General features: G+C 73.6%; 12 protein-coding genes. 4 read left to right on the forward strand and 8 right to left on the reverse strand.

Annotated features, from left to right (window positions below; translation table 11 throughout):
- Positions 1-17 precede the first annotated feature (17 nt).
- Positions 18-1,664 (reverse strand): acyl-CoA dehydrogenase family protein, encoded by a 1,647-nt coding sequence (locus tag ACFV2X_RS05275; protein WP_385611669.1) that lies wholly within the window; start codon positions 1,662-1,664, stop codon positions 18-20.
- A gap of 86 nt (positions 1,665-1,750) precedes the next feature.
- Between ACFV2X_RS05275 and ACFV2X_RS05280 the strand changes: the two genes are divergently transcribed.
- Entirely contained in the window at positions 1,751-2,560 is an 810-nt protein-coding gene (locus ACFV2X_RS05280) for a PaaX family transcriptional regulator C-terminal domain-containing protein (RefSeq protein WP_385611670.1), read from the forward strand.
- Positions 2,561-2,581: 21 nt separating this feature from the next.
- On the opposite strand, the gene ACFV2X_RS05285 is transcribed toward ACFV2X_RS05280, so the two are convergent.
- From ACFV2X_RS05285 to ACFV2X_RS05295, 3 genes are all read right to left on the reverse strand, one after another.
- A complete protein-coding gene (locus ACFV2X_RS05285; protein ID WP_385611672.1) occupies positions 2,582-3,586 on the reverse strand; it encodes a LacI family DNA-binding transcriptional regulator in 1,005 nt (334 codons plus the stop codon).
- A gap of 164 nt (positions 3,587-3,750) precedes the next feature.
- Positions 3,751-4,755, reverse strand: coding sequence for an acyl-CoA dehydrogenase family protein (locus tag ACFV2X_RS05290; protein ID WP_385611674.1), 1,005 nt, complete (start codon positions 4,753-4,755; stop codon positions 3,751-3,753).
- A gap of 43 nt (positions 4,756-4,798) precedes the next feature.
- Positions 4,799-6,010 (reverse strand): acyl-CoA dehydrogenase family protein, encoded by a 1,212-nt coding sequence (locus ACFV2X_RS05295; RefSeq protein ID WP_385611676.1) that lies wholly within the window; start codon positions 6,008-6,010, stop codon positions 4,799-4,801.
- Positions 6,011-6,071: 61 nt separating this feature from the next.
- Here ACFV2X_RS05295 and ACFV2X_RS05300 point away from each other — a divergent pair, with 61 nt between their 5' ends.
- The 3 genes from ACFV2X_RS05300 (at position 6,072) to ACFV2X_RS05310 (ending at position 8,755) form a co-directional block, all read left to right on the forward strand.
- On the forward strand, positions 6,072-6,890 hold the full coding sequence (locus ACFV2X_RS05300) for an SDR family oxidoreductase (protein ID WP_385612337.1): 819 nt from the start codon (positions 6,072-6,074) through the stop codon (positions 6,888-6,890).
- Positions 6,891-6,966: 76 nt separating this feature from the next.
- A complete protein-coding gene (locus tag ACFV2X_RS05305; RefSeq protein WP_385612339.1) occupies positions 6,967-7,554 on the forward strand; it encodes a TetR/AcrR family transcriptional regulator in 588 nt (195 codons plus the stop codon).
- A gap of 43 nt (positions 7,555-7,597) precedes the next feature.
- Complete coding sequence (locus tag ACFV2X_RS05310) at positions 7,598-8,755, forward strand: acetyl-CoA C-acetyltransferase (RefSeq protein WP_385611679.1); 1,158 nt, start codon at positions 7,598-7,600, stop codon at positions 8,753-8,755.
- A 106-nt stretch (positions 8,756-8,861) separates the two neighbouring features.
- Here ACFV2X_RS05310 and ACFV2X_RS05315 read toward each other — a convergent pair whose 3' ends face one another.
- From ACFV2X_RS05315 to ACFV2X_RS05330, 4 genes are read right to left on the reverse strand one after another with little or no spacing between them, the layout of a single operon-like run.
- Positions 8,862-9,911: an NAD(P)H-dependent flavin oxidoreductase gene (locus ACFV2X_RS05315; protein WP_385611682.1), complete on the reverse strand. Its 1,050-nt coding sequence runs from the start codon at positions 9,909-9,911 to the stop codon at positions 8,862-8,864.
- Entirely contained in the window at positions 9,911-10,648 is a 738-nt protein-coding gene (locus ACFV2X_RS05320) for a CoA-transferase subunit beta (RefSeq protein WP_385611685.1), read from the reverse strand. The genes ACFV2X_RS05315 and ACFV2X_RS05320 overlap by 1 nt, the downstream gene beginning before the upstream one ends.
- Positions 10,645-11,493 carry a CoA transferase subunit A gene (locus ACFV2X_RS05325; protein ID WP_385612342.1) on the reverse strand — a complete coding sequence of 283 codons (849 nt, stop codon included), beginning with the start codon at positions 11,491-11,493 and terminating at the stop codon, positions 10,645-10,647. The genes ACFV2X_RS05320 and ACFV2X_RS05325 overlap by 4 nt, the downstream gene beginning before the upstream one ends.
- A 17-nt stretch (positions 11,494-11,510) precedes the next feature.
- Complete coding sequence (locus tag ACFV2X_RS05330; protein ID WP_385611687.1) at positions 11,511-12,302, reverse strand: enoyl-CoA hydratase family protein; 792 nt, start codon at positions 12,300-12,302, stop codon at positions 11,511-11,513.
- Positions 12,303-12,371 lie beyond the last annotated feature (69 nt).

The raw sequence follows: 12,371 nt of genomic DNA on the forward strand, positions 1-12,371 counted from the left end.
GCGGCCTTAAAAGACGGTCACCGCGCGTCCTTGAGCCGCGCTCGGTCCAGGATCGGGCCGGTGTCCACGCCGGGCGGCAGGGTGCCGAAGGCGTGGCCCCAGTCGCCGTCGAGCCGCGAGGCGCAGAACGCGTCCGCCACCGCGGGGTGGCTGTACCGCACCAGCAGACTGCCCTGCAGGACCAGCGTCATCTGCTCGGCGAGGCGGCGGGCGAGCAGCTGCGCCCGCTGTGGATCGGCGAGCTGCGGCAGCAGATCGCGGAGGCGGGCGACGGCCGCGTCCAGCCGCGCATCCGCCCCGGCGGCGGTGTCCACCTCGGCCAGGAAGGCGTCCAGCGCGCCCGACTCGCGGCCCAGCGCGCGCAGTACGTCGAGGGCCGCGACATTGCCCGAGCCCTCCCAGATCGACAGCAGCGGCGCCTCCCGGTACAGGCGCGGCATGCCGGAGTCCTCGACATAGCCGTTGCCGCCCAGGCACTCCAGAGCTTCGGCCGCGTGTGTGGCGCCGCGCTTGCACACCCAGTACTTGCTCACCGCCAGCCCCAGCCGGCGCAGCGCCGCCTCCGACTCGTCCCCGGCCTGGGCCCGGTCCAGAGCCGTCGCCAGCCGCATCGCGAGCGTCGTGGCGGCCTCCGACTCGACGGCCAGATCGGCGAGCACATTGCGCATCAGCGGCTGGTCGATCAGCTCCGCGCCGAACGCCCGCCGGTGCTCGGTGTGGTGCAGGGCCTGCCGGAGCCCGGCCCGCATGCCCGCCGCCGAGCCGATCACACAGTCCAGCCGGGTCACATTCACCATCTCGACGATCGTGCGCACCCCTCGGCCCGGCTCCCCGACCCGCCAGGCCACCGCGGCGTCGTACTCGATCTCGGAGGAGGCGTTGGAGCGGTTGCCGAGCTTGTTCTTGAGCCGCTGCAGCCGCATGGCGTTGAGGCTCCCGTCGGGCAGCACACGCGGCACCAGGAAGCAGGTCAGGCCCTCGTCGGCCTGGGCGAGGGTGAGGAAGATGTCGCTCATCGGGGCGGAGGTGAACCACTTGTGACCGGTCAGCAGGTAGCTGCCGTCCGACTGCGGGAGCGCCCGCGTGGTGTTGGCCCGTACGTCCGAGCCGCCCTGCTTCTCCGTCATCGACATACCGGCGATCAGCCCCCGCTTGCCCAGCGGCGGGCGCAGCCCGAAGTCGTAGACGCGGGCGGCCAGCAGCGGCTCGTAGGTGGCAGCCAGCTCCGGCTCGGCGCGCAGCGCCGGGACCGCGGCGTACGTCATGGAGATGGGGCAGCCATGGCCCGGCTCGGCCTGCGCGAAGCAGTAGAACTTGGCCGCGCGCACCAGATGCGCCCCCGGCCGGGTCTCGGTCCAGGCGGCGGCGTGCTGCCCGCCGGCCACGGCGGCGGCCATCAGCTGGTGGTAGGCCGGGTGGTACTCGACCTCGTCGACGCGGTGGCCGTACCGGTCGTGGGTGTGCAGTACCGGAGGGTGCTCCTCGGCCATCCGCGCCCAGTCCTGGACCTCGGCGGACCCGGCCAGCGCGCCCAGCTCCCGCACCTCTTGCTCGCCCCAGCGCCCTCCGTCCCGCCGCAGGGCCTCCAGCAGGGCCGGGTCGTCGGCCGTGCTGAAGTCGATCAGCGGCGGGGCCTGGTTGAGGACTTCATGCGTGGCACCCATGGCGTCTCCTCGTGTGCGGGGGCCCTGCTCTCTTACACTTCCATCATGCTTGACGAAGAACTGTAATGGATAGGGTTCGGGCACATATGGACGACACCCGCGACACTCGCGATCCCGCTGAACCCCGTGCCGCCGCTCCCAGCGCCGCCGCCGGAAACGCCGCCGCCGGGGCGCTCGCGCTGCGCCCGCTGACGGCCCGCTCGATCGTGCTCAGCACCCTGCTCGGCCACCATCCGCCCCAGCTGCCCGCCCGCGCCCTGGTCCGCGCAGGGGCGCTGTTCGGCGCCGCGGAGGGCACCGTCCGGGTCGCGCTCACCCGTATGGTCGCGGCCGGCGACCTCGAGCAGAGCGGCGGCGCGTACCGGCTCACCGACCGCCTCCTGGCCCGCCAGGCCCGGCAGGACGACAGCCGCGCCCCCCGTACCCGGCGCTGGGACGGCGGCTGGGAGATCGCGGTCGTCACCTCCGACCGCCGCGCCGCGCCCGAGCGGGCCGCGCTGCGCCAGGCCATGGCCGCCCTGCGCCTGGCCGAGCTGCGCGAAGGAACCTGGCTGCGCCCCGCCAACCTGGTACGGCCGCGCCCGGCCGTCGCCGCCGAGCAGTGCGCGTGGCTCACCGGCGCGCCCGAGGGCGACCCGGTCCGGCTCGCGGCCTGGCTGTGGGACCTGGACGGCTGGGCCGCCCGGGCCCGGCTGCTGTCGGCGGCGCTGGAGCGGGCCGACGGACCGGCCGAGCGGTTCACCGTGGCGGCCGCGGTGCTCCGCCACCTCCTGGCCGACCCGGTCCTGCCCACCGGGCTGCTGCCATCCGACTGGCCGGGCGCCGATCTGCGCCGCCACTACGACGCCTTCGAGCGCGAGCTGCGGGCCCTGCTGCCCCAATACGCGGGGGACTGACCCCGGGAACCCCGGGGTGCTTCAGGCCGACTCCCGCAGGACCAGTTCGGTCGGCAGGACCAGCGACGGCTCGATCTGCTCGCCGGAGGCGAGGCGCAGCAGTTGATGGGCGAGCCGCCTGCCGATGTGAGCGATGGGCTGGCGGACCGTGGTCAGCGGCGGATCGGTGTAGCGGGTGGTCTCGATATCGTCGAAGCCGACCACGGCGACGTCGTCCGGCACCCGGCGGCCCGTCTGCCGCAGCGCCCGCAGCACCCCCACCGCCATCAGGTCGGAGGCCGCGAACACCGCGTCGAGACCCGGCTCTTCGCGCAGCAGCTCGCGCGTCGCGGCCACGCCCGACTCCTGGGTGAAGTCACCGACGGCGACGGTCGCGGGCAGCCGCGCCTCGTCCAGCGCCGCCCGGTAGCCGGTCAGCCGGTCGATCCCGGCGACCATGTCCTGTGGGCCCGCGACGGTGGCGATCCTGGTGCGCCCGGAGCGCACCAGATGGCGCACGGCGGCGGTCGCGCCCCCGACGTTGTCCACGCCGACGTACGGCAGGGACACCGGGCCGAGCAGCCGTTCGTTGGAGACCACCGGGATGCCCATGCGGGCGAGGGAGGCGGGCAGCGGGTCGGCGCCGTGTACGGAGGCGACCATGACCCCGTCGACATGGCGTGCCAGGGCGAAGCGCTCGATGCGGTCCCGGCTGGCGGGGGAGCGGGCCATCATCAGCACCAGCTGCTTGTCGGCCTCCTCCAGCCGCTGGCTGACCCCGCGCACCACGCCGGGGAAGAACTGGTCGTCGGAGAACACCCGGCCCGGCTCCTCGGGCAGGACGAGCGCGAAGGAGTCGGTGCGCTGGGTGACCAGGCTGCGGGCCGCCTGGTTGGGGACGTAGCCCAGCTCCCGGATGGCCCGCTGCACCGCCTCGCGGGCGTCCTCGCCGACCCTGGTGGAGCCGTTGACGACGCGGGACACCGTGGCGCGCGAGACGCCCGCGTGCAGCGCCACACTCTCCAATGTCGGCCGGGTCCGGTGCATGTGCGCGATACCTCTGTTCTCCGTCGCTCTCCGCCGAGCCGCTGGTCCGTGCCGGTCGGTCGTCACAGCATGGATCACCCGGTGTAGCGGACGGCACCCTTCGGCCGAACTGTCATCGGCTGACGGCTCCCGGAGCAACGTGGACGGCTCCCGGCGGCGCCCACTCAGGGCGCGAGGACGCGGGCGCGGCAGACGGAGGGCGAGCCCCAAGCGGCGCGCAGCGCACGGGCTTTACGGAGCCACAAGGACAGGTCGTACTCGTCCGTGTAGCCGATCGCGCCGTGCAGTTGCAGCGCGGTCCTGGCCGCCGCGTACGCCGCCTCGCCCGCGGCGACCTTGGCGGCGGCGACCTCCGCGCCGGCCCGGCCGGTGCCGTCCGCAAGCGCCAGCGCGGCCCCGTACAGCAGCGGCCGGGCGAACTCCAGGGCGACGAGGACGTCCGCGAGCTGGTGCTTGACCGCCTGGAACGAGCCGATCGGGCGGCCGAACTGGGTGCGCTGCCTGGCGTATGCCACGGTCCGCTCCAGCAGCGCGAGCCCGGTGCCGAGTGCTTGGGCGGCCGTCGCGAACGCGGCCCAGTCCGCGGCGCGCGCGGCCGCCGCCGCGACGGCCGGGCCGCTTGCCAGCGTCTCCCCGCCGCCGAGCGGCCGGGCCAGCCGCCTGGCCGGATCCAGCGAGGGCTGCACCGGCCCGTGCCCCGGAGCCGCCCGCAGCCGCTCGCCCTCGACGGCGAACACCGCGTCGGCGGCGTCCGCGTCCAGCGCGTACGGACCGCCCGCGGGCGCCGCGAGCGTGACCATCGCCTGCCCCGCCGCGATGCGCGGCAGCCAGTCCTTCGCCGCCGCCGCTGCCGCGTCGCCGCGCTCGGCGAGCGTCGCGAGCAGGACCGCCGCGGCGGCCGTCTCGACCAGCGGCCCCGGCACCCCGTGCCGGCCCGCCTCGACGTATGCCACGGCGAGCTCCACCGGCAGCGGTCCCGCGCCCTCGTACGCCTCCGGAATGGCCAGCGCGAACACCCCGGCCTCGCCCAGCCGCCCCCACACCGCCCGCCCCGGCTCGCGCTCGCCTCGTGCCCAGGCCCGTACCGCCCCCGGGGTCCCGGCGGCGGAGAGCATACGGTCCAGGGTGTGGCCGAAATCCTTCTGCTCCTGGTCCAGCAGGAATCTCATCCGTACCGCCCCTTCATCGCTTGTCCCGGCAGGGGACCCCGCCTCATCTGCGGCCCTTCGGCAGTCCGAGCAGCCGCTCGGCGATGATGTCGCGCTGGATCTCGTTGGTGCCCGCGTAGACCGGGCCCGCCAGGGCGAAGGTGTAGCCATCCGCCCAGGCGCCGCGCGCGGGCGCGTCGGGGGCGGAGTCGGCGAGTTCGCCGTGGGGTCCGAGCAGGTCAAGGGCCGTCTCGTGGAGGGCGATGTCCAGCTCGGACCAGAAGATCTTGTTGAGGCTCGACTCGGCGCCCAGGGAGCCACCGGCGGCCAGCCGGGAGGCGCCCGCGTAGGCGAAGAGCTCATACGCGCGGGCGCGGATCACGGCGTCGGCCACCCGGTCGCGCAGCGCGGAGGAGACGTCGGCCGCGGGGTCGGCGCAGGGGTCGGTTTCGGGGGTGGTGTCCGCGGCCCGTTCGCGCCACAGCGCCGCCAGACGGCGCGCGGCCGCGGTGAACCGCCCCGGGCTGCGCAGGGTCAGCCCGCGCTCGTTCCCTGCCGTGCTCATCGCCACGCGCCAGCCGTCGCCCGGCTCGCCGATCACATCCTCGTCGGGCACGAAGACCTGGTCGAGAAAGAGCTCGGCGAAGGCGGGCTTGCCGTCGAGCCGGCCGATGGGGCGCACGGTCACGCCCGGCGCGCGCAGCGGGAACATCAGATACGTGAGTCCGCGGTGGGGAGCCGACGCCCCCCGGTCGCTGCGGAACAGGCCGAAGGCACGGTCGGCGAAGGCGGCCCGGGACGACCATGTCTTCAGGCCGTTCAACAGCCAGCCGCCGTCGGTGCGTTCGGCGGTGGAGCGCAGGGACGCGAGGTCCGAACCGGATTCGGGCTCGGACCAGGCCTGCGCCCAGATGACCTCGCCGCGGGCCAGCGGCGGCAGCACCCGGGCCCGCTGCTCCGCCGTGCCGTGCTCGAAGAGCGTGGGGGCCAGCAGGCTGATCCCGTTCTGGCTGACCCGGCCGGGCGCCCCCGCCGCGTAGTACTCCTCTTCGAACAGCAGCCACTCGATGAGCGACGCGCCCCGCCCGCCGTACTCATCGGGCCAGCTCACCGCCGACCATCGGCCCGAGGCGAGCGTCCGCTCCCAGCCGCGGTGGGCGGCGAAGCCCTCGGCGGTCTCCAGGGACGGCAGGGGCTCGGCGAGCACATGGGCCGCGAGCCACCGCCGCGCCTCGTCCCGGAACGCCTGCTGTCGCTCGGTCAGGTCCAGATCCACCGGAGCTCCCGCCCCCTCCCCGTTCCCTAACAAGTGTTTGGTAGGTTACCGTGGCGCCGTGATGGACAACAAGGCGGACAGCAAGGCGGGCAACCAGGCCGACCGAGTGCCCTACGTCCCCGGCCACGGCCTCCTCACCGGCCGTACGGCCGTCATCACGGCCGCGGCGGGCACCGGCATCGGCGGCGCCACCGCGCGCAAATTCCTCGAGGAGGGCGCCCGCGTCGTCATCGGCGACGCCCACGCCCGCCGGCTGAAGGAGACGGTCACGGTGCTCGCCGGGGAGTTCGGGGCGGACCGGGTCGCCGGGACGGCCTGCGATGTGACCGAAGAGGACCAGGTGGCCTCGCTCCTCGACCTCGCCGAGGAGGCCCACGGCCGCCTCGACGCCGTCGTCAACAACGCCGGGCTCGGCGGCACCGCCGAGCTCACCGAGATGACCGACGAGCAGTGGCAGAAGGTCATCGACGTCACACTGGGCGGCACCTTCCGCTGCACCCGCGCCGCGCTGCGCCGGATGAAGGCCGACGGCCGCGGCGGCGTCATCGTCAACAACGCCTCCGTCGTCGGCTGGCGCGCCCAGGCCGGCCAGGCCCACTACGCCGCGGCCAAGGCCGGCGTGATGGCCCTCACCCGCTGCGCCGCCGTCGAGGCCGCCGCCTACGGCGTACGCGTCAACGCGGTCGCGCCGAGCCTGGCCATGCATCCGCACCTGGTGAAGGTGACCACCCCCGAACTGCTCGCCGAACTCACCGAGAAGGAGGCGTTCGGCCGATACGCCGAGCCGTGGGAGGTGGCCAACGTCATCGTCTTCCTGGCCAGCGGCTACTCCTCGTACATGACGGGCGAGACGGTGTCCGTCAGCAGTCAGCACGCGTGAGGCGGAAGGGCCGGAGAGGCGGGACAGTGACAATGGTCATGTGCCGAAGACCAGCGACAACAGCAAGAAGACCACCGTGACCCCGTCCCCCCAGCGACGCCGCGAACTGCTCTCGACGGCGGCGGAGGTGTTCGCCGCGCACGGGTACAACGCGACCACGGTGCGCCGCATCGCCGACGAGGCGGGGATGCTCGCGGGCAGCCTCTACTACCACTTCGACTCGAAAGAGGCGATGGTCGACGAGATCCTCTCCACCTTCCTCGACGAGCTCTGGGCCGGCTACGAGGCCGTGCTCGGCGCCGGGCTCGGCCCCAGGGAGACCATTGAGGCGCTTGTCACCGAGTCCTTCCGGGAGATCGACCGGCACCGGGCGGCGGTCGCCATCTACCAGAAGGAGTCCAAGCACCTCTCCGCCCAGCCCCGCTTCGGCTATCTCACCGTCTCGCAGCGGAAGTTCGAGGAGGCATGGCTGGGCACGCTCGAGCGCGGGGTGGCCGAGGGGGCCTTCCGCGCCGACCTCGACATCCGGCTGGCGTACCGCTTTCTGCGCGACACCGTCTGGGTCGCCGCCTCGTGGTATCGGCCGGGCGGACAGCACAGCCCCGAGGAGATCGCCCGCCAGTACCTGTCGATGGTCCTGGACGGCATCACCCCGCGGGCCTGACCACCGGGCACACCGGGCTTCACACCGGGCTGAAGGAGCGATCATGGCCGAGGCATACATCGTCGAAGCGGTACGGACCCCGGTCGGCAAGCGGAACGGCGGACTGGCGTCCGTCCACCCGGCCGACCTCGGCGCGCACGTCCTGCGCGCCCTGATGGAGCGCTCCGGCGCCGTCCCGGCGGCCGTCGAGGACGTGGTCCTCGGCTGCCTGGACACCGTCGGCCCACAGGCCGGGGACATCGCGCGCACCTGCTGGCTGGCCGCCGGGCTGCCCGAGGAGGTCCCGGGCGTGACCGTCGACCGGCAGTGCGGCTCCTCCCAGCAGGCGATCCACTTCGCGGCCCAGGCGGTCCTCTCCGGCACCCAGGACCTGGTGGTAGCGGGCGGTGTGCAGAACATGTCGATGGTGCCCATCGCCTTCGCCAGCCGCCAGGCGACCGTCCCGCTCGGGCTGACCGAGGGCCCCTACGCGGGCTCCGAGGGCTGGCGGGCGCGCTACGGCGACCGGCCCGTCAACCAGTTCTACGGCGCCGAGCTGATCGCCGAGAAGTGGGGCATCACCCGCGAGGCGATGGAGGAGTTCGCGCTGCGGTCGCACCAGCGGGCGATACGCGCCATGGACGAGGGCCGCTTCGACCGCGAGCTCGTACCGTACGGGGAGGTCACCGCCGACGAGGGGCCGCGCCGGGACACCAGCCTGGAGAAGATGGCCGGCCTCAAACCGGTCATGGAGGGCGGCCGGATCACCGCCGCCCTGTCCTCCCAGGTCTCCGACGGGGCGGCGGCGATGCTGATCGCCTCCGAACGCGCGGTGCGCGAACACGGCCTGACGCCGCGCGCCCGCGTCCACCACCTCTCGGTGCGCGGCGAGGACCCGATCCGCATGCTGTCCGCGCCGATCCCGGCGACGGCGCACGCGCTGAAGAAGACCGGCATGACCATCGACGACATCGACCTGGTGGAGATCAACGAGGCCTTCGCGCCTGTGGTACTGGCCTGGCTGCGGGAGTCCGGCGCCGACCCGCAGAAGGTCAACGTCAACGGCGGCGCCATCGCCCTCGGCCACCCGCTGGGCGCCACGGGCACCAAGCTGATGACCACCCTGCTGCATGAACTGGAGCGCACGGGCGGGCGATACGGCCTGCAGACGATGTGTGAGGGCGGGGGCCAGGCGAACGTGACGATCATCGAGCGGTTGTGAGTGGGAGCAACCCTACGGTCGACGGACGGAGTCCGGCGCAGGCGCCCGAAGCCCGTGAGGCCCCCTGGGGCCGAGCGGTGCGAGGGGGCCGTGCGGGATGGGTCGATCATCGAGAGGGTGTAAGCCGGCCCAGGACCTCCGCCGCCTCCGCCATCACCCGCTCCACCAGCTCCGCGCACGACGGCAGGTCGTCGATCACCCCGGCGACCTGCCCGGAGGCCATCACCCCGCTGTCCGTACGGCCGTCCACCATCGACGCCTTCAACAGCATCGGCGTGTTGGCGGCCAGCAGCACCTGACTCCAGGTCAGCTCCTTGCCGTGCTTCAGCGCGAGCCCGTCGCGCACCATCCGCGCCCAGCTCAGCCCGGACAGCCGCCGGAAGGCCGCGGCGTGGCGCAGCGCTCGCGCCAGCGCCGCGGCGCGCCCGGAGCGTTCCAGGGAGGCGACCAACTCGCTGCGGAGCATCCGGTGGGGGAGCCCGTCGACCGCCGTGGTGACGGTGACGTCCGTGACCGACGCCGCCAGATAGCGGGCCTTGACCGCGTCGGGGACCGTGCTGTCGGAAGTCAGCAGAAAGCGGGTGCCCATCGCGACCCCTGCCGCTCCATACGCGAGCGCGGCCACCAGACCGCGTCCGTCGAAGAAGCCGCCGGCCGCCACGACGGGGATGTCGACCGCGTCCACGACCTGGGGCAGCAGGACGGCGGTGCCGACGCTCCCGGTGTGGCCGCCGCCCTCGCCGCCCTGCACCACGACCGCGTCCGCGCCCCAGGCGGCGACCTTCTCGGCGTGTCGCCGCGCGCCGACGGACGGGATGACGACCACGCCCGCGTCCTTCAGCCGGGCGATCAGCTCCCGCGTGGGGGCGAGTGCGAAGGACGCGACCCGCACCCCCTCCTCGATGATGATCCGCACCCGTTCCTCGGCGTCCCCCGCGTCCGCCCGCAGGTTCACGCCGAAGGGCGCGTCGGTGCGCGACCTGACCTCCCGTACGGCCGACCGCAGCTGGTGCGGGGTCATGGTGGCGGAGGCGAGGATGCCAAGCGCGCCGGCGCCCGCGGTGGCGGACACCAGTCGGGGCCCGGCCACCCACCCCATGCCGGTCTGCACGATCGGATGGCGCACGCCGACGAGCTTGGTCAGCGGGGTGTCCATCAGGCGGGCACCTCCCGCTCGCGCAGCCCCTCCGGGTCGATGACCTCCCGGATCAGCCGCAGCTCCGCGCCCGTGGGCTCGCGGGTGTACGGGACGTCGTCCGCGATGTCGAGCGCGAAGCCGGTCGCCTCCCGCACCCGCTGGGCGGTCACGCCCGGGTGCAGGGAGCGCACGCGCATGGTGCGGTCGGGCGTGGCGAAGTCGAGTACGGCCAGGTCGGTCACGACGCATGGGATGCGGTGGTAGCGGGTGGCGGACGGCCCCGCGGCGGCCGCCCGGTCGTAGCCGACGCCGCAGACCATGTCGACGCGTTCGACGAAGACCCGCGGGGAGTGCCGGGGCACCCAGTAACTCGTCGGGTTGTTCAGCGTGTTGACGGGCGCGCCGCGCACGCCCAGTAGCTGCCGCCGGGGCCGCTTCCAGTCGCCGACGCAGCTGATGTTCTGGTTGCCGTGCCGGTCGAGCTGGCTGGCGCCCATCATCACGTGCCGCTTGCCGCCGCTCACCAGCGACAGATGCTGGCGGTAGGGCAGCCAGCCCTCCACCACCCCCGGCTCGGCGCCCAGCAGCATGGCCTCGCCGTCCGTGAGCAGCAGGTCGGGCGCGAAGGTGAGCCGGGCCAGCTGGGCGCCGATGCGCGGCACGGTGCCCATGGGGGCGGCCAGGACCTCGCCGTCGCCGCGCCATGCCTCCGCGCAGGCCACCACGCAGTACTCGGCCCGGGTGACCGTACTCATGCGCCCTCCTTGGCGAATGCCGCCACCGCGGTCTGGTACGCGTCCTCGTCGCCGGACAGGAAGCGCTCGGTGAACTCCCGCCACGCGCCCGGGTCGGCGGCGGCCTTCGCGTACGCGTGCTGGAACGCCTCGTCGCGCCCGTAGTCGGGGGCGCAGGAGGTGAAATGGGCGCCGTTCGGGATCTCGATCACGCCGGTCACCGAGTGGCGCTTGACCAGCAGCGTCTGTGGGCCGCCCGCGTCCGCGAACTCCGCGCTGTCCACGACGCGTTCGCAGGAGACATACGCCGTTTCGGCCGCCTCGCAGAACAGGTCGTCGAAGTACGGGTCCGGGCCCAGATACTGAGCGTTGCCGTATATGTCGGCCCGGTTGAGGTGCACCAGCGCGGCGTCCAGCCGCAGCGCGGGCACCGCCACCAGCTCCTCCCCGTCCTCGTACGGCGAGGTGACCGTCCGCAGCCCCGGGTTGACGGTCATCACGTCCGAGCCGAGCCCCGCCCGCACCGGCATGAACGGCAGCCGGTGGACGGCGGCGGTCAGCCCCCACATGAACATCGCCTCGTCCAGCTCCACCAGTTCGAGGTCTCCGCGCTCGCGCGCCGCCCTGAAGTGCGGTTCGAGCGGGATCGAGTCGAGCGTGGCGAAGGCGGCGACCAGCTTGCGGATCTTCCCGGCGGCGGCCAGCAGCCCGACGTCCGGCCCTCCGTACGAGACCACGGTCAGATCGGTGACCGGCGAGCGCAGCAGCGCCCGCACCAGCGCCATGGGCTTGCGCCGCGACCCCCAGCCGCCGATGCCGACCGTCATACCGCTCTCGATCCGGCCCACGGCCTCCTCCGGGCTCATCCGCTTGTCGGTGGGGCTCAACGCCGCTCACCCGCCTCAGCGGAAAGGCCGGCAGAAGGACCGGAGGAGGGGCCGGACATGAACGCCTCGCGGTGCCGGTCGGCGATGCCGCTCAGGTTGGCCTCGAAGGTGAAGCCCTGCTCGAAGCGGTAGCTGCGGCGCACATCGACCGGGTCGATGCCGTTGATCGCGGCCTTGGCCAGCCGCAGCAGCGCCCCGTCCTTGGCGGCGATCTCGCGGGCCAGCTCCAGCGCCGCGTCCGGCAGCTCCGCGCGCGGTACGACACGCCACACCGAGCCGTGCCGGTGCAGCTCCTCGGCGGTCACGGTGCGCGAGGTGTAGTACAGGGCGCGCATCAGGTGCTGTGGCACCAGCCGGGCCAGATGGGTGGCCGCGCCCAGAGCGCCCCGGTCCAGCTCCGGCAGCCCGAACGTCGCGTCGTCGCTCGCCACGATCGCGTCGGCGTTGCCGACCAGGCCGATGCCGCCGCCGAGGCAGAAGCCGTGCACCGCGGCGACGACCGGGACCTGGCAGTCGTAGACGGCGGCGAACGCCTCGTAGCAGCCGTGGTTGGCGCCGATCAGGGCCTGGTGTCCCTCGGTGCGCTGCATCTCCTTGATGTCCACGCCCGCGTTGAAACCCCGCCCGGCGGCGGCGAGGACGACACAGCGCACATCCGGGTCTCTGCCCGCGCCGCGCACGGCGGATGCGAGCTCGTACCAGCCCTGCACGGGAAGGGCGTTGACCGGTGGGAAGTCCACGGTGACGACGGCGACGCCCGCGTGTGGGGCGGAGGTGGAGACACCCATGAGCAGATCCGCTACCTTTCCACCAAACATTTGTTAGGCGAGAAGGTAGCAGCGCTCGGGGCGCAGCGG

The sequence above is a fragment of the Streptomyces sp. NPDC059679 genome (assembly GCF_042734105.1).
Taxonomy (GTDB): Bacteria; Actinomycetota; Actinomycetes; order Streptomycetales; family Streptomycetaceae; genus Streptomyces.